Annotated in this window: 17 protein-coding genes; 5 read left to right on the forward strand and 12 right to left on the reverse strand. The window is 57.8% G+C overall.

Going from position 1 to position 22,023, the window contains the following annotated elements:
- Positions 1-85: 85 nt before the first annotated feature.
- Entirely contained in the window at positions 86-511 is a 426-nt protein-coding gene (locus Pan189_RS04365) for a hypothetical protein (RefSeq protein WP_145362741.1), read from the reverse strand.
- A 95-nt stretch (positions 512-606) separates the two neighbouring features.
- Positions 607-1,038 (reverse strand): hypothetical protein, encoded by a 432-nt coding sequence (locus tag Pan189_RS04370; RefSeq protein ID WP_145362742.1) that lies wholly within the window; start codon positions 1,036-1,038, stop codon positions 607-609.
- 115 nt (positions 1,039-1,153) lie between these two features.
- Here Pan189_RS04370 and Pan189_RS04375 point away from each other — a divergent pair, with 115 nt between their 5' ends.
- Positions 1,154-1,564 carry an adenine nucleotide alpha hydrolase family protein gene (locus Pan189_RS04375; protein ID WP_310821063.1) on the forward strand — a complete coding sequence of 137 codons (411 nt, stop codon included), beginning with the start codon at positions 1,154-1,156 and terminating at the stop codon, positions 1,562-1,564.
- A 485-nt stretch (positions 1,565-2,049) separates the two neighbouring features.
- On the opposite strand, the gene ppk2 is transcribed toward Pan189_RS04375, so the two are convergent.
- The gene (gene ppk2 / locus Pan189_RS04380) at positions 2,050-2,985 is read right to left on the reverse strand and encodes a polyphosphate kinase 2 (protein ID WP_310821064.1); all 936 of its coding nucleotides are present in this window, start codon (positions 2,983-2,985) and stop codon (positions 2,050-2,052) included.
- Between the two features lie 766 nt (positions 2,986-3,751).
- On the opposite strand from ppk2, the gene Pan189_RS04385 reads away from it, so the two are divergent.
- Both Pan189_RS04385 and Pan189_RS04390 read left to right on the forward strand, forming a co-directional pair.
- Positions 3,752-5,143, forward strand: a complete 1,392-nt coding sequence (locus tag Pan189_RS04385; RefSeq protein ID WP_145362745.1) for a sulfatase-like hydrolase/transferase — start codon at positions 3,752-3,754, stop codon at positions 5,141-5,143.
- Between the two features lie 107 nt (positions 5,144-5,250).
- Positions 5,251-6,876 (forward strand): FAD-dependent oxidoreductase, encoded by a 1,626-nt coding sequence (locus Pan189_RS04390; RefSeq protein ID WP_145362746.1) that lies wholly within the window; start codon positions 5,251-5,253, stop codon positions 6,874-6,876.
- A gap of 27 nt (positions 6,877-6,903) precedes the next feature.
- Here Pan189_RS04390 and Pan189_RS04395 read toward each other — a convergent pair whose 3' ends face one another.
- From Pan189_RS04395 to Pan189_RS04415, 5 genes are all read right to left on the reverse strand, one after another.
- Positions 6,904-7,347 carry a sulfatase/phosphatase domain-containing protein gene (locus Pan189_RS04395; RefSeq protein WP_375154901.1) on the reverse strand — a complete coding sequence of 148 codons (444 nt, stop codon included), beginning with the start codon at positions 7,345-7,347 and terminating at the stop codon, positions 6,904-6,906.
- A 24-nt stretch (positions 7,348-7,371) separates the two neighbouring features.
- Positions 7,372-8,337, reverse strand: coding sequence for a sulfatase-like hydrolase/transferase (locus Pan189_RS04400; RefSeq protein WP_145362748.1), 966 nt, complete (start codon positions 8,335-8,337; stop codon positions 7,372-7,374).
- A gap of 158 nt (positions 8,338-8,495) precedes the next feature.
- On the reverse strand, positions 8,496-9,503 hold the full coding sequence (locus Pan189_RS04405; RefSeq protein ID WP_145362749.1) for an HAD family hydrolase: 1,008 nt from the start codon (positions 9,501-9,503) through the stop codon (positions 8,496-8,498).
- 17 nt (positions 9,504-9,520) lie between these two features.
- Positions 9,521-10,174 carry a DUF502 domain-containing protein gene (locus tag Pan189_RS04410; protein WP_310821067.1) on the reverse strand — a complete coding sequence of 218 codons (654 nt, stop codon included), beginning with the start codon at positions 10,172-10,174 and terminating at the stop codon, positions 9,521-9,523.
- Positions 10,175-10,269: 95 nt separating this feature from the next.
- Complete coding sequence (locus Pan189_RS04415) at positions 10,270-11,877, reverse strand: arylsulfatase (RefSeq protein ID WP_145362751.1); 1,608 nt, start codon at positions 11,875-11,877, stop codon at positions 10,270-10,272.
- Positions 11,878-12,091: 214 nt separating this feature from the next.
- Between Pan189_RS04415 and Pan189_RS04420 the strand changes: the two genes are divergently transcribed.
- Entirely contained in the window at positions 12,092-13,333 is a 1,242-nt protein-coding gene (locus Pan189_RS04420; RefSeq protein WP_145362752.1) for a M16 family metallopeptidase, read from the forward strand.
- A 204-nt stretch (positions 13,334-13,537) separates the two neighbouring features.
- On the opposite strand, the gene Pan189_RS04425 is transcribed toward Pan189_RS04420, so the two are convergent.
- Positions 13,538-14,404: a class I SAM-dependent methyltransferase gene (locus tag Pan189_RS04425; protein WP_310821068.1), complete on the reverse strand. Its 867-nt coding sequence runs from the start codon at positions 14,402-14,404 to the stop codon at positions 13,538-13,540.
- 389 nt (positions 14,405-14,793) lie between these two features.
- On the opposite strand from Pan189_RS04425, the gene Pan189_RS04430 reads away from it, so the two are divergent.
- The gene (locus Pan189_RS04430) at positions 14,794-18,027 is read left to right on the forward strand and encodes a PVC-type heme-binding CxxCH protein (RefSeq protein WP_310821070.1); all 3,234 of its coding nucleotides are present in this window, start codon (positions 14,794-14,796) and stop codon (positions 18,025-18,027) included.
- A 135-nt stretch (positions 18,028-18,162) separates the two neighbouring features.
- Here the strand turns inward: Pan189_RS04430 and Pan189_RS04435 are convergent, their stop codons facing one another.
- The 3 genes from Pan189_RS04435 to Pan189_RS04445 all read right to left on the reverse strand — a co-directional run bounded on the left by Pan189_RS04435 (position 18,163) and on the right by Pan189_RS04445 (position 21,969).
- Complete coding sequence (locus Pan189_RS04435; protein ID WP_145362755.1) at positions 18,163-19,812, reverse strand: ABC1 kinase family protein; 1,650 nt, start codon at positions 19,810-19,812, stop codon at positions 18,163-18,165.
- 74 nt (positions 19,813-19,886) lie between these two features.
- Complete coding sequence (locus tag Pan189_RS04440; protein ID WP_145362756.1) at positions 19,887-20,252, reverse strand: four helix bundle protein; 366 nt, start codon at positions 20,250-20,252, stop codon at positions 19,887-19,889.
- A gap of 154 nt (positions 20,253-20,406) precedes the next feature.
- On the reverse strand, positions 20,407-21,969 hold the full coding sequence (locus Pan189_RS04445) for a DUF8689 domain-containing protein (RefSeq protein WP_310821071.1): 1,563 nt from the start codon (positions 21,967-21,969) through the stop codon (positions 20,407-20,409).
- Positions 21,970-22,023 lie beyond the last annotated feature (54 nt).

Here is a 22,023-nt window from a genome sequence, read left to right on the forward strand (position 1 = left end):
GCTGTTGTCTTGTTTTCGTCACGGTGAATCCGAAAAGAGACGCCCCGGCAATACACGCGGGGCGTCTCGTCAGAAGCCGTTCACGCTATGCGTGAGCCGCGTACGGATCGGGTGCCGCTTCCAGCCCGACCTTGATTCCGGTGTGCTGTTCGTAGAGGTCGCACACTCGGCTCATCGTCGCGTCGTCGTCTTTCTCGACCGTGAGGCCGATCGCGACGGTGTAGCCGGCGTCCTCTTCGCCCACCGGGGGATATGACCCGACGCCGAAGCAAGCGACACCCTCCCCCTCGCACGCTTCGACGAACGCCGCGTGAGCTTTTCCGCGCGGGCCCTTCGTCCCGTAGGAATCGTCAACTCGGTCAGCCTCGACCGGGTTGTTGTTGACGATCGCGAGCAGACCGTCGACTTCGTCCACGTCATCGAGGCACGCCCGGAAGCGAAAGCGGTCGGACTCGTGAACCTCTTTCGCGACATCGTTCAAAATCTCTTCGTTGGTCCGTTCTTCGGCCATTGTTCTACCTATCAATTCAGGGTTTGAATGCAGCCGCGACATTGCGGACCGCACGTTCAGTTACCGTTGCCGTTTGAAAATTCCGATTCAAGTGTTCATGCCGCCTTGGATTCGTCCGGGGCCGCCGCGGCTTTCCGTTTTTCGATGAATTGGTCGACCTTCACCTCGATCGAGTGGGACGCATCGAGCAAGACGCCCTCGATCGATCGCATCAGTTCGGACGTGTCGTGCCAGCGGTCCCGGTCCGGGTCGGCTTCGTCGACGTCTTCCCAACCCGTCAGGTATTGGGCAGAGTACAGAGAGCATCGCCCCATCTTTTCGAACAGCCGTTGCCGAACTCGGTTGACGAGCCACGCGGCATCGTCGTCGGCCGCCGCGGCGAGCCGGTCGAGGTCTGTCGGGTATCGCCGGGGCGGCGAGTCATCGGCGACTTCGACGCCACGCTTTTCGCGAAAAGCGGTGATCACGGCGGGTGGCCCGACCGTGAAAACACCCGGGTCACGAAGCGACGGGATGTGGTTCGACACCGTTCGGCTGACTGATCCGTCTCGCGTAAATCGGGAGGTTCTCGAACCACATCTTGTGCCTGTCGTCACCCGGCCGAGAATCGGCCGGGCCACCCGTGGTTGTACGTTATTCGGAATGATTCTTGGTAAATACTCGTTAGGCTTCACGCATATGGGTCGCCAAATTCAATTGTACGTCTGTCCTTTGATGCGAGAGGCAATCGTTTCGGAGGCGAAGCGTGTCGGCGCGAAGCTCGTCAGCCATAGCGCGGCGGGCGCTGATATCGAGTTCTCGACTAATTTCGGCGGCTCGCCGGAAGGTCGAATTTGGACAGAGGCAGCCGACCCATCGCAGTATCTGGCTCTATGTCGCGCCGCGAAGCGAGGCGCGGCCTATGACCGCGAGGCCAAACTTTGGGTGAAGCGAGCGTCTCAAGAAGAATTCCGTGCGTACTGGGTCGCACGGCAGAAGTCGCTCGACGAGTTGGTCGCACGAAATCGAAAGTTTTACATTGAGGTGCTTGGTGGCAGGCCGGTAAAACCATGAACGCCAGTCAAATCGCTGCGGCGAAACCCAGCCCCGCTTTGAAACTGGACGGTTCGGATTATTTGGCAGCGATTGTTCTGCTCACTTATCGGCGGGTAGCCCGGGCGCACGACCGGCCGGGTCGCGAAGCGACAGGATGTTGTTCGAAACCATTCCGCTGACTGATCGGTCTTGTGCAGATCGGAAGGTTCTCGAACCACATCTCGTGCCTGTCGGCACCCGGCCGAGAATCGGCCGGGCCACCCGTTGGCAATTGAAACAAGGCTACTCTTAAGAGAAGAAGGCATAGCCGTCCATGATACCCGGCGGGTGGCTGCGAACGGTCTCGTAGAGCCGCCCCCAGCGAGCGCGGGGTAAGGCTGCTGTTGTTATTTACCCCAGCCACCCGTCGCGGCACCCGTAGAATCGCTTGGGCAAAATGTCCAACCGCGGGAAATTTGCGACATACGCAACCGGAGAATCAGACGGACCCATCTGCCGAGAAATTACCATTTGTCGTCTTGATAAACTTCCTCCTTCTTACCGATTAAGTTCGACTCGGGTTGGCCGACAACATCCGTGTCTTTGTTGAGATAGGGCACGGCATTGAGGACGTACTTCATACAGGCCAGCCGAGCGCGCTTCTTGTCGTCACTTTTGACGACCGTCCAGGGCGAAAACGTCGTGTCGGTCGACATAAACATTGACTTCTTGGCTTCCGTGTAGTCGTCCCACATGGCCAGCCCCTGCGCGTCGACCGGGCTGAGCTTCCATTGTTTGAGAGCGTCGTGTTCTCGAGATTTGAAGCGCCGAAACTGTTCTTCCCGGCTGACTGAGAACCAGAATTTAAACAGGCGAATCCCGTCGTCGATCAGCATATTCTCAAGCATCGGCACCTGTCGCAAAAACGCATGGTGTTGCGACTGAGTGCAAAAACCCATCACCGGCTCGACAACGGCGCGGTTGTACCAGGAGCGATCGAACAGCACGATCTCTCCGTTCGTCGGTAGCTGTTTAATATAACGTTGAAAGTACCACTCGCCGCGTTCGGTCTCACTCGGCTTACCCAATGCGACGACCCGGGCATTTCGCGGATTCATATGTTCCATAAACCGTTTAATAGTGCCGCCCTTGCCAGCCGCGTCCCGACCTTCAAACAGCATCACGATCCGCTCGCCGTTGGTTTCCACCCAGTGCATCATCTTCAGCAATTCGACCTGCAGTGCGTGCTTCTCGCGTTCATAAGTTGCTGTATCGATCTTTTTGCTATACGGATAACCTGATCCTAAGACCCGACCCTTGCGGGCCTTTTTCACGCGATTGCGAACTTCTTTAGGTACCACGTGGTCTTGAATGGCGACCGTGGCTAGGCCGGTTTGTGAACCGTTGCCGTTCGTCGAGAACCCGTTGCCCACGGATTTTGCAGACTTATTTCCAGACATCGCACGCATTCAACCAAGAACTGGAGCCATTCTCAGGAGCGCGGAGAAAAGCCGGAAAGGGAGATGGAGCGGATGCCACGCAATGTGGCGGTCCATCAGGCGATCAGGAATCCCTTCCGGGCGGGCAAGACATGACGATCGAACAAATCCAGACCATCAAAGCCCGCGAATCGACTGCTGACACCAATTGAGCAAAACACGTACCACACTTTTGCCGGAGAAGATCATCAGCAGTACGACGATCATCTTCCGGGAGGGGCAAGTTCAAGGAACCGCATAGATTACTCGCGAGGAGATCACGGGCCGAATTCTCAATTCTTCGACTAAGACGTGTCGGCCATGCGAGTGGCCGTTCATGGGGTCGAGTTCGATGGGCAGGCTGCTTAACAACCGGGCACGCTAGTGTGGCTCCTCACAAGCCCGTCACTCCCTGCCGGATGTGAGAACTTCTGGGCAGTTCAGCCGAAGTCTTGGGCCGTCGGCGGGTGGCTGGGGACGGTCTCGTAGAGCCGCCCCCATCGAGCGCGGGTTAAGGCTTAGGATGTGGATCATCAATTGCGTTCTCGGCCCGAAGGTATCATTGGGCGAGCGGTTGGGCCGCAATGTATGGTCAACTTCAACAGCAGCGCGTCCTGAGATGACCGCTGGTTCGGCGGAGAGTGGATGATTGATCTACTATGAGCTAGAGTCATCCGGTTCAAGCCTTGCTCCGCCGTTCTGGAGGGCCGTGCCCTGTTAAAGGGGATTCAATGCCCGGAGGTTTCTGATGTCGTCGCGCCGCTTAATGTTGTCTTCCACTTTCGCGTTCCTGCTGACCTGCCTGAATGCTGTCGGCAGGGCGGATGAGCCGAACGTCCTGCTCGTCATGCTGGACGACGCCGGCTGGACCGACTTTGGCTGCTACGGCTCCGACATCGACACGCCGAATATCGATGCGTTGGCGGGCGAGGGAGTCCGATTTACAGACTGTCACGCTGCGGCCCCGAACTGCTCGCCGTCTCGCGCCGGGATGCTCACGGGGCGGATGCCGACGCGGGCGGGAATTTATTCCTATATTCCCCCCGGCCATCCGATGCACCTTCGCAATGAAGAGGTCACGCTTGCCGAAGTTCTTAAAGAGCATGGCTACGCGACCGGTCATTTCGGCAAGTGGCATCTCTCACAGGTCGGCAGCGATCAGCAACCGCAGCCGTCCGATCAGGGGTTCGATCATTCCCTCGGCACCACCAATAACGCGAAGCCCAATCATCTTAATCCGACCAACTTCTACCGCAATGGACAGAAGCTCGGCCAAGTGAAGGGCTATTCGTGCGACATCGTTGTTAATGAATTCGACCAATGGTTGAGCGACGTGCCACAGGAGCAGCCGTTTCTCGGCGTGGTCTGGTTTCACGAGCCTCACACGCCGATCGCTTCGCCGCCTGATCTTGTTGCAAAGTATCGAGACCGCGGTTTAACAAAGAAGAAAGCCAAGTACTTCGCCAATATCGAAAATGTCGATCGCGCGATGGGCCGACTGCTTCACCTTCTTAAAAGTGCCGGACGTGCCGACAACACGTTTCTCTTCCTGACGTCCGACAATGGCGGCGTGAATGACTGGTCGAACCAAGGTCTTCGCGGTCGAAAGTCGTTCGTCTATGAAGGCGGCCAGCGTGAGCCGGGGATTCTATGGTGGCCCGACAAGATTAAGGCCGGCACCGTTTCCGATGAGACGGTCAGCCATCTCGACCTGTTCCCCACGATCTGTGAAATTACGGGGGCCTCGCCGCCGGCCGATCGCTCGCTCGACGGGACGAGTTGGCTGCCGCACCTCGTAGAAGGGGAGGCTTTAACTCGGGAGACGCCCCTGCTGTGGTACTTCTATCGGGTCGCGCCCGCTGCGGCCATGCGGGACGGCGACTATGTGCTGCTCGGCTATCTCGATGACCCGATTCACAAGCACTCTCACGCGCTGACAAAGCCCGATATGCCGATGATTAAATCGGCCCCCCTGCACCGCTTTGAACTTTATAACTTGGCGACCGACCTTGATCAGACGACCGATTTATCCCTTGAGCATCCGCAGCGCCTGCAAAAAATGATGCAAACGATGCAGCGAATGCACCGCGAGGTGGTGAGCGAAGGACCGAGTTGGAATCTCGACGACTGGCGGCGTTAATCGTCCGGGACTCATTCAGTCGTTCGCTGTGGCGCTTCCCTCTAGCATCGTGAGCGCGTACGTTTCTATATTGTCACCAACGAATCGAACCCTCGGGCACACATCGGATGAACCAAAATCCTTTCCCCAGCCTGAGCGATGACGAAATGTCGTGCCTGCAGCAATATGGCACATGTCGTCAGTTCGACGATGGCGAGTCGCTCTTCGAGGCGGGAGACCGCGACTATTCATTCTACGCGATCAAGTCGGGCGAGGTCGTCGTGCTCGACCGGACCGGTGACGACGAAAAGGAAGTCGCTGTCCATCAGGAAGGCGAATTCACCGGCGATGTGTCGCTGCTGACCGGTCAACCCGCTGTCGTCTCTGCCGTCGCCCGAGGTGGGTGTGAAACGTTTGAAGTAAAGGCAGATCGAGTTCGGTTTCTTTTAAGCGAACTTCCCGGCCTGAGCGAAAAGTTGCTCGAGGCGTTTCAAATTCGTCGGCAAATTCTGGAGGGCTCTGATTTCCAAGGGCTGCGGGTCGTCGGCCCGCTGAATTCAATGCCGACGAATCAACTGCTGGAGTTTTTATATAAGAACAAAATTCCTCACACGTTCTACGATATCGCAGATGAACAGGGGGAAAAGCTTGCCGACAAGCTCGATGTTTCAACGGACGAGACGCCGTTTTTAGCCTGCAATGAGAAGGTGGTGAAACGGCCGTCACTGGCGGGTCTCGCCGAGTGCCTCGGCATATCACGAGATATCGACGACCGACTTTATGACACGGTGGTGATCGGAGCCGGGCCGTCTGGTTTGGCCGCCGCGATCTATGCGGGGTCGGAAGGCCTCGACACCGTCCTGCTCGACAGCATGGGGCCTGGTGGTCAAGCCGGGCAAAGCTCCAAGATCGAGAACTATATGGGGTTTCCGGCCGGACTCTCCGGCGCGGAGCTTGGAAATCTCGGCTATCTTCAAGCCATGAAGTTCGGGGTGACCTTTACGGCGCCGGTGATCGCCCGTGATATTGAATCGACCGACGAGGGACATCTGCGAATTAAGCTTTGCACCGGCCAGAATGTGCGCACGAAAACGGCCCTCATCGCGACGGGCGTTTCTTACCGCCGACTGCCAATTGATGATATCGAGCGATTCGAGGGGGCCGGCGTTTACTACTCTGCGACCTCAGTGCAGGCCCGGATGTGCCGCGACGCGACGGTCGTTGTTGTTGGCGGAGGAAATTCCGCGGGTCAGGCCGCCCTTTATTTGAGCCGACATGCCGAGCGTGTGTTGATGCTGCTGCGTGGTGACAACCTGCGAAAGAGCATGTCCGACTATCTCGCCAAGCGGATTGAAAACAGTGACCGGATTGACGTGCGGTTTCATACCGAGGTTGAGAGCGTTGGCGGTGAGGATCAGCTTGCCGGCGTCGGGCTCGTCAATAACCAAAGCGATGAACGCGAGCAGATCGACTGTGCCGGGCTGTTCGTGTTCGTGGGCGCGAAACCGCACACCGAATGGTTACCCGATTCGGTGGTGCTCGATGACCGCGGCTATGTGCTGACCGGCCCTCGGATTCAAAAATGCGACTGCTGGCCGCTCGACCGCACGCCATGCGAGTTGGAGACGACGCTCCCAAGCGTCTTCGCCGCGGGCGACGTTCGCAGCGGCACCACCAAACGCTGCGCGTTCGCCGCCGGCGATGGTGCCATGAGCGTCAGTTGCATGCACGAAGTGCTGGAAGACCTGTCGTAATCGACCGGTCGCATGGGCGGGACTCGTCTATTCGCTTAATAGCCGATCCAGCTCGGCTTGCAGCGATGGAAGAATGGGCGGCGTTTCAGATCCGCTCAGCAAATTGCGCATCTCATAGGGATCGTTCTTTAGGTCATAGAGTTCATCCATGCCTTTAAGATCATTATACCGGATGTACTTCCAGCGTGAGGTTCGCACCGCGTGGTAGCCCATGTTCTTAACGCGTGGGAAGACGGTGTCGGTGTTGTATTCGACAAGTAGCGAATCTCGCCAGTCGTCCGGTGACTCTCCCTTAAGCAGCGGAACAAGGCTGCGGCCGTCCAATTTTCGATCCACACTCACTTCGGCGAATTCGAGGAGTGTCGGAGCAAGATCGACGATCGCGGCCATCTCGTCGACGACCTGACCCGCAGGCACCGCCCTCGGATAGCGGACCAATAGTGGAACACGAAGCGCCTCTTCATACGCCAGTCGCCGCTCGACGCTTAAGCCGTGCTAGCCATACCAGTAACCGTTATCGCTGGTGAAAACGAAGATGGTGTCGTCCAACTTCTTTGATTCCTTGAGCGACTTCAGAAGCATCCCCACGCCTTCATCGACGGCGGCCAACATCCGCAGCCGATCGCGAATCGTCTCGTCATCGGTCCCGGTCGCTCGACTCAGGGGCGGAAGCCCCTCGATCTCTAGCTGCAGAGCCGGTTTATCGCTGATGTCGTCAGTGACATTAAGCCGCCGCGGGATCGGATCGTCTCGGTAGAGGCCCTCATGTCGCTGGGCGGGGAGGAATCGTGCCGCGGAAGGATCGGAAATACTGCCGTCATCATATTGAATTAACTCGGGATGAAGCGCTTTCTGGGCGACGTAAAGGCAAAAGGGCGTTTCTCGCTCGCGTCCTGCGAACTCGGCTGCATACCGGTTTAAAACATCGGTCGTGTGCCCTTCGTGTGAAACGAACTTTCCGTTGATGTTTAATTCAGGATTGAACGAAGTTCCTTGCCCTTTAATACCGACCCAATGATCGAAGCCGGGTCGGGCGGAGGCATCGTTCCCCATGTGCCACTTCCCGACATAACCCGTTTCGTAGCCGGCCGCCTGCAGTTCCCGTGGGAAGGTCTGCAAGCGATAACTCTGTTCGCTGCGGTCGGTGTTATCGCGAATGCCGTGATTCTTTGTGTATAGACCGGTCAGCAGGCAGGCACGCGCGGGCGAACATAATGGGGTGTTGCAAAATGCATTGCGAAAGCGTGCACCCTCATAAGCCAGACGATCAATATGCGGCGTTCTTACAATAGGATGCCCCGCACAACCGATGTCGTCCCAGCGCAAGTCATCGACCAGAATGACAATGATATTGGGTCGGGGGATGTTGGGTCGGGGGTGGTCCGCCGCATCAGCGACGCAATGGGACACGCAGAGCGCGAGCGCGACGGCCGCGATGACGGCTGATTGAGGAATGATCATTGGTGTTATCGACAAGGCCTGTTGAGTTGAGCGCCGCGGGACGATTCCACGATGCGGCGACCGGCCTTACGATGTCAAGCCCGGCCCCTGAATTTGGCGATGGCTCCGCGGTCGCCAAATTTCCGAGGCTGCGCCTCATGTCGTGCGAAAAACGGCTGTCAATCTAAGGTTTCGCGCGGAAAGATCTTGTTCCAATCACGCCGCATATCGACAATTAGCCAACCGTGCTTTTCTGCTTCGTCGAGAGCTTTGTCGGAGCGACCGATTAATGAATCACGGTCGTAAGCGTACTCTCGCGTTGCGTCGGTGTGATGGATTAGGATCGCCATTCCGGGGCCAACCGTGTTCGCGGCCCACTGAAGCATTTGGAGGTCGCCGTCGGAGTTGCCGCCGGCAATGACGGGGCGACGACCGATGACCTGTTGAATTCCGACCGGCTTGCCGGGGCCATCATCGATGAGATCGATCTGCGGCAATTTCATTAATACTGGCTGCCCGTACCGTTGATCGAATTTGTATTTCCCTCGGGAACCGACGACCTGCTCGGGTGGGATGCCGTAGACTTCTTCGCACCATGCCCGCACGAAGTCGACGCCACCACCCGTAACAATGTAGGTCTTAAAGCCGTTCGCCCGTAGAAAGGCAAGCAATTCGACCATCGGTTGATAGGTCATTTCGGTGTAGAGCAGCCCGGTCTCGGGGTGACGAGCTGACGCAATCCATTCGTTGACGATCGATCGAAATTCGTCGACGCTCATGCCGGAGTGCGTCGCCGCGATAATTTTCGCCAAGCCCGGCTTCCCCAATTTCTTAAGGGACGCCATATCACCTTCCAAGACCGACTTGTAAGGCTCTTCGTTTTTCCATTCCGGGTGGGCCTCGGCCATCGCCTTAATTCGGTCGATCGCGAACACAAGTTGCACGTAGGCCGGCTGCTCGCACCAGAGGGTGCCATCGTTGTCAAAGACGGCGATGCGCTCGGCGGGCGGTATAAACCCTTCCGAACCTTCAGTGGTTGCCTGTTCGACGAAGTCGACGATCGACTGCTTGGTGGCATTGTCGTTCCAAGAGGGCAATGGTTGGGTAGATTCTTCCGCGACCAGTGCGTGACACCAACATCCCACGAAGAGGAGACTGACCGCTATTGGGGTTGCAAACTGATTCATCGTTTTTCCTTCAAGTCTTACCCGTCTGTCGCAGTTGGCGGTGTCGGGGCGGCAGTTCGAGTGGCTGGCCCGTCCTCGGTTGGCTTTAAGGTGTTCACATAACATAGGGAGTCACGGCCGAGACGTTCGAACGTCGCCATGACGTCGCCGACCTCGCCCTCGATCGGTTTGACCCGGTCGACCGTCACAAAACCGACATGTCCCGCCCACGGGTCGGGTGAACTCGGCAGGTAGAGTGTGACAAGTTCGTCAGACCGCTCGACTTCGAACGCGATCCTCGTCGTATCGATCATCTCGACGAGGACCGGCTTAAGACGAGACTTTGCAAATTCCCCGCCAATCCCGCCCGAGACCTGATCTTTATAGATCGAATACCGTGGGAAGATGAGGGTCAAATGCTTCTCGACGAACTCTCCCAGCCGCCTGCTGATCGCAAGTTGTGCGGCCAGCCCCGCTGCAAAACAGAGCAGGAGTACGAGTGCGACGGCCGCGATGAGCAACACGAAGTAGCCGTAAGCGGTCTCAATCCCGAGGGTGTCACGCAGTATTCCAGCGACAACTAGGACTACCTGGCTCACCTTGCCGAGCAACACTCCGATCACGATCAGAGGCAAGAGGAAGACCAGCCCGCCGATTGCAGTCGTTCTGAGAAAGCCAATCGATTTTGTCACCGCTTCCAAGTTGCGACTCCATCACCTCGGCATTAAAGACGGCGAACCCGACCGGGTTTCAGATCGGGCTCGCCGCGATAGGTTGACCGAAGATATTAACGCCCCCGGGCCGCGTTCTCGATCTGCTCTTGCACCTTTTCGAGATTAAACGACCCGGCCTTCTGGCTCGGCGGATACTCCTGCAGAGACTTAAAGAACTTACCGGCGATTTGCTGCATGGGGACGATCGCGAATGCACGATCAAGCACCCAATCGTTGTAAACGGTCGCGTTGTGCTGAGCTTTCTCGAACGGATCGCGACGCAGGTTAAAGATCAGCGGTACGCGCAGCTCCGTAAACGGTTCCCGCCACACCTCGAACGCCATGCCCCTGTTTTCGAGGAACACGCCCTTCCAATCGCCCAAGCGGATCGCAACGACCGCCCCGTCGTCATTGACATAGAAGAACTGTTTACGCGGTGACGCCTTAATGTTCGCTTCGATGCTCTTATAACTGTCGGCATTGGCCAGATACTCGGTCAGATCATGCCCGTCCAAGTGCTGGCGGTATTCTCGGCCGATGGCCTCGTAGCCGTCGAGCATGTCCTCTTTCAGGTCTTTCTTGCCGGCGGCGGCGGCGAAGGTCGGCATCCAGTCTTCGTGGGCCACAATCCCATTGACCGTCGCGCCGGCGGGCCATTTGTCCGGCCAGCGTGCGAAGGCCGGGACGCGATACGCGCCCTCCCAGTTGCTGTTTTTCTCGTTGCGAAACGGCGTATACCCCGCATCGGGCCACGTGTTGAAGTGCGGCCCATTGTCGGTGGAGTAGAGAACGATTGTATTGTCAGCAATACCGAGATCGTCGAGCAACGTGAGCAATTCGCCGACGTGGCCGTCGTGTTCGACCATGCCGTCGTGATATTCATCCCCGCTGCTGCCGCTAATTCCCTTATTCTCTTCTTTAACGTGCGTGCGGAAGTGCATTCGCGTCGCATTCCACCAGCAGAAGAATGGTTTGTCGCCATTCTGCTTACGCTCGATGAAGTTCTTGGCCGCCGCGACCGTTTCCTCGTCGATCGTCTCCATCCGCTTTTTTGTCAGCGGGCCGGTGTTCTCGATCGTCTGGGTTCCATCGGGATTGGCTTTGGCTTTCAAGACGCCGCGGGGGCCGTACTGCTCAAGAAATGTCTTCCCGTTCGGCAGCTTCATCTCGCCGGGGTAGTCGCGGTTCTCCGGCTCCTCTTCGGCATTGAGGTGATAGAGGTTGCCGAAGAACTCATCGAAACCGTGATTTGTCGGCAGGTGTTCGTCGCGGTCGCCGAAATGGTTCTTTCCGAACTGCCCGGTGGCGTAACCTTGCTCTTTAAGCACGGCGGCGATGGTGATGTCCTGCTCCTGCCAGCCTTCCTTGGCTCCGGGGAGGCCGACTTTCGTCATCCCGGTCCGCACGGGAACCGTGCCGCCAATGAACGCCGCCCGCCCGGCCGTGCATGATTGCTGGCCGTAATAGTCGGTGAAGCTGATGCCCTCGCGCGCGATGCGGTCGATGTTCGGCGTGGCGTAACCCATCATCCCACGGTTGTTGTGGCTGATGTTCCACGTGCCAATGTCGTCACCCCAGATGACCAAAATATTCGGTTTCTCCGCAGCGTCTGCGGCTGGGGTCGCCAGAGATAGCGAAAGCAGCAAAGCTGCCAAGAACTTCAACCGTGGGTAAGCTCCCATGACTGTTCCTCTCAAAGAATTGTTGTGCCGGGCCCGGCTTTTGATGTGGATGACTCTCATAGGTTGCCGCCCCCCCCGACCGCATTGCAAGTCATTTCGGGTTGCTGCTTCGACCGGGCGATTGATTCTCAGCCGCGTGACGAACTCCGGCCTTCACGCCATAATCCCTTGCTTGCGCTGCGGGCTTGATTCACACGTTTTTGAGAAACGCGACATGCACTTCCACCAAACCACGCTCTCCAATGGTCTCGACGTCGTCGCCGAGGTGAATCCCAAGGCGAAATCGGTCGCGGCGGGGTTCTTCGTCAAGGCGGGGAGTCGGGATGAGACGCCTGATGTATCGGGGGTCAGTCACTTTTTGGAGCACATGGCTTTCAAAGGGAACGAGCGGTATTCGGCGGATGATGTGAACCGCATCTTCGACGAGATCGGGGCCGACTATAACGCCAGCACCGGCGAGGAGGTGACGACCTATTACGCCGCGGTTTTGCCGGAGCATCTGCCGACGGCGTTCGAACTGCTTTCGACCCTGGTCCGGCCGACGCTGCGGCAGGAGGACTTCGATTTGGAGAAGAACGTCATCTTGGAGGAGATCGGGATGTACGACGACCAGCCGGCGTTTCTGGCCTATGACAAAGCGATGGCGGCTCACTTCGCCGGGCACCCGCTGGGGCGGAGCATTCTCGGATCGAACGAGTCGATCTCAGCCCTGACGGCGGACGCGATGCGGAAATATCACGCCGGGCAATATGTCGGGGGAAACATCACGCTGGCCATCGCGGGCAATGTCGGCTGGGATGAGATCCAGGCATTAGCCGGAAGATATTGCGATGCGATTCCCGAGGGGGACTTGGAGCGGGAAGTTGAAGAGGCCCGCCCCGTCGGTGGAACCACGGTTTTGACCCGCGACAATACCACGCAGCAATACGTCATGCAGATGGCTCCCGCGCCGTCAGCCGAGAGTCCGCTGCGATTTGCGGCGGAGCTCTTAAGTGTTGTCGTGGGGGATGACTCGGGGAGCCGGCTCTACTGGGACATCGTCGACCCCGGCCACGCGGAAGCCGCCGAGTTGGGCTTTAACGAATACGACGGCAGCGGCAGCTGGCTGACCTTCCTCGCCGGTACTCCGGAAGAAACGACGGCGAATCTCGACCGCATCGCGGCCATCTATGAAAAAATTAATGCCGAAGGCATTTCTGAGAAAGAACTGGAACAGGCCAAGAACAAGGCACTCTCCCGCGTCGTCTTAAGAAGCGAACGCCCGATGGGCCGGCTCTCGTCGCTCGGCAGCAACTGGGTTTATCGCAAGAGCTACGAGAGCGTGGATGCTGACCTCGAAGCGGTGAAACGCGTCACCACCCACGACGTGCGAGACTTGCTGTCCGTCTACCCGCTGAAACAATTAACAACCGTGGCAATCGGCCCGCTCGATGAGTTGCAATGGCAAGCGTCTTAATACAAGCCAAGTTTGCTGAGAACCGCGGGCCGCATTGGGGAACACATTACCAAGACACGTCCCCGCCTCCCGACGCGCTCGATCCGCACTTCACAGGAAGTGCGGCTTGTTGTTGGGTGACCTGTCGCTTCTCCTCCCAAGCCGAGGTTCCTGAGAACCGCGGACTTATTGAGATTTCGAAAAGAGAGTTCCTTTACGACCAACTCATCGCGGTTTCATCGGGACACGATCAATTGCACTGCAACTGGCGGCATTTGAAAAATTTGAACCGTCCTTCTTCGCCATGATGAGCGACGTGAAGAGCGTGGCGGAGAACTCGGGTCTGTCCACGATGTAATCGCGGCCGCCCGGAACGAGCATTGATTTGAGCCGTGCGCGTTCATGTTCCGGGGTGTGGTCCCCGACGAGTGACCACAGTTCTGTTAAGGCAATATCGAAAAAACGCCGGTCGATCCGCGAGAGCGGGGATAGTCGATCAAAGCCGAATGAATAACGCTTCGGATTCCTCCAGCCGTTTCGTTTGAGAATGCGGTAGGCGTATCGGCTGAAGCAAAGCCCATCGATCCCGGCGGATCGGCGTTCAAACGCCGTGGCCAGTGCCTGCTGAACGATTCCTTCATCGCGCGGGTCGAGTGGCAATACCATCCGATGCATCCCGTCATCTTCCAGTATGACGAGTCGGCCGCCGGGCTTGAGGACCCGATTCATCTCTTTGAAGAGGCGTTCGTGATTCGAGAGCGTTTCGAGGCTGTAAGCAAAGAAAACGAGGTCGAAGAACTCCGGGGGAATCGGCATGCGATACGCCGACGCATTCAGGAAGGCGACGTCTCGGCCGAGTTGATTCACGCAGACGCTGTGAGCGTTTTCTAAGGCATTGACGTCGGTATCAACGCCCAGGATCGTGGCCGACGGATTCAGCCCGCTCAGCAGGCGGGTGAAGAACCCCCTTCCGCAACCAACGTCGAGTACGCGATGCCCCGGCTCGGAAGGAACTCCGCGAAGCATTGTTTCGTATTCTTCATCGAACGCCGCTTCGCGGGCATCGAGAGCGCTGATTTCCGAGTCGATCATCACCGACCACATCCGTATCTGGCGGGGAGAGTCTTGTTGTTGCTCAGGCGGAGGGCCAAGTTCTACTCAGGCTTGGCGATGCCGATGGCAAATAAGGCGAATCATGAGACATCCTCTGATAAAAACTTGGGGATTGGCGCGCGAGATCGAATCGAGGTCGGGACGCGACCGCATTTCAGAATGCAATCACCGTTCCGGATGAAAAAAGCAGTGTTTTGCACGATTTCCCCGGTCCCGACCTCATCGTTTCTGGTGGCGGAGCGTCCAATCTGTGCCGAGTGCGGCCAGTCACTCTCATCGACCAAGGCGATAAGGCTTGAGTCCGGTCTGCTTTGATGGTGAGATCAACGTCCCTTGATGCGGCATCCAACCTGAATTTCGAAGTGCTCATGATCCGTCAAATCCTGCTTTTCCTGATCGCAACCTCGGCAGCGTTCCAACTCGCACCCTCCCGCTCGGCGGCCGAGGCGTTGGTGGAGATCGCGCCGAACGAGCGAATTGCGCTGGTCGGCAACGGTCTTGCCGAGCGGATGCGACTGTTCGGGAACTTCGAAGCGATGTTGCAATCGAATTTCCCGGAGAAAGCGATCTCGGTCCGGAACTTCGGCTGGCCCGCCGATGAGGTGGGCAAGCAGCAGCGCCCCAACGACTACACCCACATCGACGACCCGCTGAAGGTCTACTCGCCCGACCGGTTGATCTGCTTCTTCGGCTTCAATGAGTCGTTCGCCGGCCCTGAGGGCATCGACCGCTTCCGGCGGAACTTGAAGCATTACGTCAAAGAGTCGACCGACCGGCTCGATCGGTTGGCGAAACCACAATTCGTGTTCGTCTCGCCGATTGCCTACGAATCGACCGGCGATCCGCATCTGCCAGAGGGAGTCGAAGAGAACGAAAATCTCGCTCTCTATGCCGACGCAATGCGAGAGGTTGCCGCTGAGCTTGAGGTCCCGTTCGTCGATCTGTTCACGCCGACGAAATCGCAATTCGCAAAGCAACCGGGCAATCAATACACGACTGACGGCGTTCATTTGAATGCCGATGGTGATCTCGCCGTCGCGACGCTGCTTAGCGAAGCGCTGTTCGGAGAGTCCAGCACCGCTGATCCGAAGAGCGCGACTTTCGAACATTTAAGAGAAGCGATCGTCGATAAAGAATGGCATCACCAGCAGGACTACCGGATGGTCAACGGTTGGTATGTGTACGGCGGCCGTAGTTCGCCGTTCGGCGAAGTCAACTTCCCCGAGGAGTACGCCAAAATTCGCCAAATGGTCGCGCTGCGTCAGGAGCGGATCTGGAAGATCGCCCGGGGTGAAAAGGTCTCGGAGGAAGTCGATGACTCACAGACACTGCCGCTCAAACCGGTCCCTTCGACATTTGGCACGAAAACCTATTCGGAACCCGAAGACCTGCGGTTCTTAAGTCCGGAGGAGGCCCTCGGTGCCATGACGGTCGCGCCCGGCTATCGGGTGCAGACGTTCGCCGACGAAGAGCGATTTCCCGAGTTAGCCAATCCGGTGCAAATTAATTTCGACAATAAGGGGCGATTATGGGCGTCGTGCATGCCGACTTATCCGCAGTGGCATCCTAATGAAGCCCGACCGAATGACCGCCTCTTAATTTTTGAAGACACCGACGGAGACGGCCGCGCCGATGACGTGAAAGTCTTTGCGGACGACCTCCATATTCCAACCGGCTTTGCCTTCTGGAACGGCGGCGTGATTGTCGTCGATCAGCCGCGGCTTGTGTTCTTGAAGGATACCGACGGCGATGACCGGGCCGATGTGAAAGAGGTCCTGCTTGACGGCTTCGCCACCGACGACACGCACCACGCGATCGGGGCGTTCGAATTAACGCCCGGCGGCGAGGTGTTAATGCTCGAAGGAGTTTCGATGTCGACGGCTGTTGAAACGCCGCGGGGTCCGTTTCGCAATCATGGCCGGTCAACGATCTATCGTTACGACCCGCGAACGAGGAAGATCGAAAAGCACATTCAACCGGCTTTCGCCAACCCGTGGTGCGCGACTCACAATGACTGGGGCCAGCAGTTCGTCGGTGACGGCACCGGCGCCACTCAGTTCTGGGCGACGCCGCTCTCGGGCAAGGTCTATCCCGGTCGGAAGGGCATCGGGCAGTTCGTGCATTATTCCGGCGGGCGGATGCGACCGGCGATCGGGTGCGAATTCCTGTTCTCACGGCACTTCCCGGAGGAAGCCCGCGGAAACTACATCTACGCCTGCGTCATTAACCTAAACGGCATTCTGCAGTTTGAGGTTGAGGACGAAGGAGCCGGCTATCGCGGCGACCGAATCACCGACATCGTCAATTCGACCGACCGCAATTTTCGTCCCGCCGATCCTCAAATCGCCCCGGACGGAACTCTCTACTTCGCCGACTGGCACAACCCGCTGATCGGCCACATGCAATACTCGCAGCGCGATCCCAATCGCGATCACCGCCACGGCCGCATTTATCGTTTGAGCGCCGTCGACCGCCCGACGGTTGAGCCTGCGACTCAGCATGGAAAGTCGATCGAAGAATTACTCGAGCAGTTCCGCGAATATGAACCGCGTACCCGCGAGCGGGCCCGGCGGGAGCTGCGTGATCGAGACTCCGGCGAGGTGGCCAAGGCGATCGACCGCTGGGCGGCTGATCTTGACGAGACCGACCCGCTTTATGATCAACTGCTGACGAATGCCCTGTGGGTGCAGCAGGGGCATCATCGGGTGACCGAGGAGCTGGCCCAATATGTTCTGAATGCTCGAACGCCTGACGCCCGCGCGGCGGGTATTAATGTCGTTGTCTCGGAGCGCGCGTATCTGCCGACTGCGTTTCAGATGATCGCACCACTCGTCGATGACGATCACCCGCGGGTTCGGCTTGAAGTCGTGCGGGCGATGAGCTTTTTCCCCACGAACGAAGCGATCGAAGTCGCCTTACGTGCAGCTGATAAGCCGATGGACGAAATGCTGGATTACACGCTGGAAAGCACGCTCGCTGCGAATGAATCGGTGTGGCGAAGAGCAATAGCCAACGGTATCTCAATTGGCAGCCCCAAGTCGAAGGGCCGTCAAATCTTAGCCCGATTGGCGGGCAAATCAGATTACGGCCCTCGCGCGACCAAAGTTCTCAAACAGATTCTCGAAGGCAAGAATCTGCGGATCGATCGGAAGCTCGCGCTTTACGACTCGATCTCCAGTATGAGCGGCGACCACTCGGCGGGTGCGAAAGTCTTTAAACGGGCATGTGCAGCATGCCATAAAGCCGGAGAAGCCGGGGCCAAATATGCCCCGAATCTTTCCGACGTTGGCAAGCGACTCAAACCCGCGGAACTCGTCGAATCAATCCTCTATCCGAACGCAAAATTGAATCCTGACTATCAAACGGTCAACGTGCTGACTGTCGACGGGATTATCGTCACCGGTTTAATTGTCGAAGAGACCGATGAGGCTGTGACGGTTCACGTCGGGGCAGACAAAATTAAGAAGGTGCCGCAGGACGATATTGAAGAGATCATCAAGGTCCGGGTCTCCAGCATGCCGGAGAAGTTAAACGAGACGATGTCGGGGGAAGAGTTCGTGGACTTGTTGGCGTTCTTAAAAAGCCGGCGCACGAAGCCCTAATGTCGACACCCCACAAGCCCGACGCGCAAGCGAGGGATTCGCGGGGGGGGGCGTCCGCGCAGATTCCACACGTTTAAGTGGGAGCGCTCCGAGTAAATCCCTTGCTTGCGCTGCGGGCTTGTTGAGGAGTGACTCTTAAAGCGAGCCGCTGCGGATGATGCCGTAGACGAGCCACAGGCCGAGCACGCTCGACAAGATAAAGATCGGAATCGCGAACCAGGCGTTGCCCGGGCCGGAATGAATTAAGAGCGCGGAGGCGACGATCAGCGACGCCATCGCGAGGCTGACGGTGACCCGGTTGCCGGTTCGGTCGATCTCGTTGGTCAATCGCTCCAAGCCAGCCGGTCGGACCTCGATCTCAAATTTATCGCGAGACATCTTATCAGCAATGATGTCGAGATAGCCCGGCAAACGTCGGGCCACTCCGCCGATCTCAAAGGCCTCCTCGAAGAATTCGGACGCAAGTCGATCGGGGCGATAGCGATCCTGCAGGACCTGTTTCACAAAGGGACCAAGAGCGTTGGCCAAATTAAAGTCGGGACTGAGGGCCCGTCCGGCGCCCTCCAGCGCGACAAGGGCCCGGATCAGCATCATTAGATTCCCGGGGCAACGGATCCCGTGAGCCGACAGAATGCCAAGGAAATCGCTGAGCAAATTGGCGACGCTGACCTGGTCGAGCGGCACACCGTAATACGCTCCCAGAAAGTCACGCACATCGGTCCGCAGCAGTTTCGTATTAACCTCGCCAAGCGGCTCGCCGATCTCGACCATCAGGCGTGAGACTTTCGGCACGTTGCGATTCGCGATGCCGGCGAACAGATCGACCAGGTCTTCGCGGAGTTCATCGTCGAGGTAACCGATCATGCCGTAGTCGAGCAGGCAGAAGGCTCCTTCTTTTAACACCCGCACGTTCCCCACGTGGGGGTCAGCGTGAAAGATACCGAACTTAAAAATCTGTTCCATAAACAACTTCGAGCCGACCTCGGCGATGTGATGCGGGTCGATGTCGAGTTCGGCCATCTGCTCGTGGTCGCTGACATGCAGTCCGTCGACGAACTGCATCGTGAGGACTTTTTCGGACGACAGCTCGAAATAGACGTTCGGAACGGCGAACTCTTTATTGTCGGCAAACTGACGACGGAACTCGTCCATCGAGCGGGCTTCGCGTACGAAATCAATTTCGCGACGGATCGTCCGGCTGAAGTGTTTCACGAGGCCCATCGGGTCGAAGATTCTCGCTTCGGGCACGCGATGCTCCAACAGCGCGGCCAAATCGACCATTAACATCAGGTCGCGCTCGATCGTTTCAACGACTCCCGGCCGGCGCACTTTCACCGCGACGGGTGTACCGTCGCGATGCACGGCCCGGTGAACCTGAGCCAGCGATCCCGCGGCCATCGGCTCCCGATCAAATTTCAGGAAGAGCTCGTCGACGGTGCCGCCCAGCGAGGCTTCGACCTCGGCAACGGCCTGTTCGCTGGGAAATGGCTTCACGTCTTCCCGCAAGCGTGACAGTTCCTCGATCACCTCGGGGGGAACGAGGTCAGGGCGAGTGCTGATCACCTGCCCCAATTTGACGAACGCCGGGCCGAGTTTCTCGAGTGCCATGCGAAGCCGTTGCGCCAGCGACAACTCTTTAACGCGTGGCGAGCGGCTGCTTCGACTGAACAGTCGCTGCAACTTCGTCCGCCGTAGCAAATCGCCGAAACCATGCGCAGCAAAGACGGAAACGATCTCTCGTGTCCGATTGAGGTTGCGGATCAGACGAACGGGGCGGGGCTGCATGAGGCGTGGGTTTTAGGGGCAATGAGCGAGGAGTTAGTAGTTAGAAGTCTGAAGCCGACGCGGGAAGGGGCGAATCAAAGTGAATCGCGGCGGATGGCTTTTGTATAGCCGTCGAGGAGTTTCGACACCTGCTCGATCTGCAGAAAAAGCTCTTCGGGATCGAGAAAGCCGGGGTCTCGGGCGAGAATCAGAAAGTAACGAGTTTCGTCGAGCGATGCTTCGGCGATGTTCAAGAAACGCAGCTTGTCATTCTTTCCTCGTTTCCGGAACCCTTCGGCGATATTTGCAGGTACCGAGTACGCGGCTCGACGAACTTGAGAAGTGATTCCGTAGATCTCCCTTCTTGGGAATGCCTCAGTCCGGCGATAAATGTCGAGCGTCAAAGCGTGCGATTTTTGCCAAACAACGAGGTCTTCGAACCGCCGAGCTGGATTTCGCATGGGTCGGTCTCAATCAGCCTAAACAAAACCTGCCATGTTCGGTTTCAACTTTACATTCTGCCGAAGCAAATGTCTCCCACCTCCCCATTTGCCACTCCTGCCTTCTATCTTCTGTCTTCTAACTTCTGCCGCCCTGCTCCCCGCTCCCCGCTCCTCACATCACCGAGAAGTAATTCTCCACCGCGAAGTCAAAAGCCTGCGGGCTGAGTTTCTTCGGCTCTTTCTTGTAGACGCAGTAGTTGCGGACCTGGAGCAGCAGGTCGCGGGGATGGCAGGCCCGAAAGGGGCGCCCCGCGGCGTGATAGTGGGTCTCGATCAAATACTCGACCGACTCTCGGTCCTCGCGGTCGTAACTGAAACCCATTTTCGGAGCGAACAGCTCCGTCAATTTGCGGAACAAATCAGCCGAGGGGTCGGTCACTTCGATTTTGTACGGGATGCGGCGCAGAAACGCGCCGTCGACGAGGTCTTTCGGTTCCAAGTTGGTCGAGAAGATGATCAGTTGGTCGAACGGAACCTGAACCTTCTTGCCGCTCGGCAGGTTGAGAAAGTCGTAGCGCTTCTCTAAAGGCACAATCCAGCGATTCAGCAGCACGTCGACCGGCATCGTCTGCCGACCAAAGTCGTCGATCACCAAGGTTCCACAGTTGCTCTTAAGTTGCAGCGGGGCCTCGCAGATCTTGGTCTGCGTGTTCTGGCAGACTTCGAGCTCCTTCATCGTCAGCTCGCCCCCGGCAATAACCGTCGGCCGCGTGACTTGCACCCAACGCTGATCGACGCCGGAGAGATCGAAGATGCCGTCGTCCTGAGGGTCTTCGATTAATTCATGCACACCGGGGTCGTAAAGCCGGATGATGTCGCCGTCGATCCCGATCGCTCGTGGAATCCAAATCGTGCTGCCGAAGCACTTGGTGATTCGTTCGGCGACACTCGTTTTGCCGTTGCCCGGCTCGCCGAACAGGAACATCCCGCGGCCCGAATTAATCGCCGGGCCGAGCTTGTCCATCATTTCGGGTTCGAGGATCAGATCGCTAAACGCCCGCGCGAGGTCTTCTTCGGTCACCTCCTGCTTGGCGATGCTCTGCCGCTCCATCGCCTGAAGATAATCCTTAAGCTGCACCGGCGCGGCACCGAAATAGGTGCACTCTTCGGAGTACCGCCGGGCCCGTTCGCGACCGTAATCGGTAATCTGAAATTCATAGTCGCCCATCTCCGCGGCTCCGCGGAAACCGACGAGTTGCTCCTGCTTCAATTGCTTTAAGATCGGGTCGACCAGCGCGAAGGGCAATCGCATCTGCTGGCAGATTTCCCGCCCCGGTGCCGAGCCTTTCGCTAGAAGAAATTTTAAGGCCAGTCGTTCGACCTCGTCGGCCATTAAGCCGGTTTCTTCGAGCGATTCCGGAACCGGCGGGCGGAACGTGACTTCCTGCTGAGACTTCGACCCCAGCAGGTCGTGCACGCGGTCGAACAGTTGTGATAGCCGAGCGTTGTGAGCCGCCGCCTTGGGCTTCGCCTGCCCGTCTTCGTCCGCCGTCTGACCGGAAGGCTCACCGCTTGAATCATCGCCCGAAAACGATTCCTCAAGGTCGTCGAGATTGATGTCGAGGTCGTCCAGCGCACCGAGAACCTGCTCGTCGCTGAGATGATCGACCCCCGCCTGACCCTTTAATTCGGCCAGAAACTCAGCGGGCGACAGTTTGAGATGTTCGTCGGACATAGATGTCGGAGGTGAGGCGTCAAAGAGAGGCGCATGGGAGTGCGGCGAATGGCC

This window comes from Stratiformator vulcanicus (assembly GCF_007744515.1).
Taxonomy (GTDB): Bacteria; Planctomycetota; Planctomycetia; order Planctomycetales; family Planctomycetaceae; genus Stratiformator; species Stratiformator vulcanicus.

Coding starts and splice junctions, on each gene's coding strand:
- Pan189_RS04425 (WP_310821068.1), bottom strand. CDS start 14,404: ATGATCGACTCGGAAATCAGCGCTCTCGATGCCCGCGAAGCGGCGTTC.
- Pan189_RS04375 (WP_310821063.1), top strand. CDS start 1,154: ATGATTCTTGGTAAATACTCGTTAGGCTTCACGCATATGGGTCGCCAA.
- Pan189_RS04405 (WP_145362749.1), bottom strand. CDS start 9,503: ATGAATCAGTTTGCAACCCCAATAGCGGTCAGTCTCCTCTTCGTGGGA.
- Pan189_RS04435 (WP_145362755.1), bottom strand. CDS start 19,812: ATGCAGCCCCGCCCCGTTCGTCTGATCCGCAACCTCAATCGGACACGA.
- Pan189_RS04445 (WP_310821071.1), bottom strand. CDS start 21,969: ATGTCCGACGAACATCTCAAACTGTCGCCCGCTGAGTTTCTGGCCGAA.
- Pan189_RS04440 (WP_145362756.1), bottom strand. CDS start 20,252: ATGCGAAATCCAGCTCGGCGGTTCGAAGACCTCGTTGTTTGGCAAAAA.
- Pan189_RS04365 (WP_145362741.1), bottom strand. CDS start 511: ATGGCCGAAGAACGGACCAACGAAGAGATTTTGAACGATGTCGCGAAA.
- Pan189_RS04430 (WP_310821070.1), top strand. CDS start 14,794: ATGATCCGTCAAATCCTGCTTTTCCTGATCGCAACCTCGGCAGCGTTC.
- Pan189_RS04390 (WP_145362746.1), top strand. CDS start 5,251: ATGAACCAAAATCCTTTCCCCAGCCTGAGCGATGACGAAATGTCGTGC.
- Pan189_RS04385 (WP_145362745.1), top strand. CDS start 3,752: ATGTCGTCGCGCCGCTTAATGTTGTCTTCCACTTTCGCGTTCCTGCTG.
- ppk2 (WP_310821064.1), bottom strand. CDS start 2,985: ATGTCTGGAAATAAGTCTGCAAAATCCGTGGGCAACGGGTTCTCGACG.
- Pan189_RS04415 (WP_145362751.1), bottom strand. CDS start 11,877: ATGGGAGCTTACCCACGGTTGAAGTTCTTGGCAGCTTTGCTGCTTTCG.
- Pan189_RS04420 (WP_145362752.1), top strand. CDS start 12,092: ATGCACTTCCACCAAACCACGCTCTCCAATGGTCTCGACGTCGTCGCC.
- Pan189_RS04400 (WP_145362748.1), bottom strand. CDS start 8,337: ATGATCATTCCTCAATCAGCCGTCATCGCGGCCGTCGCGCTCGCGCTC.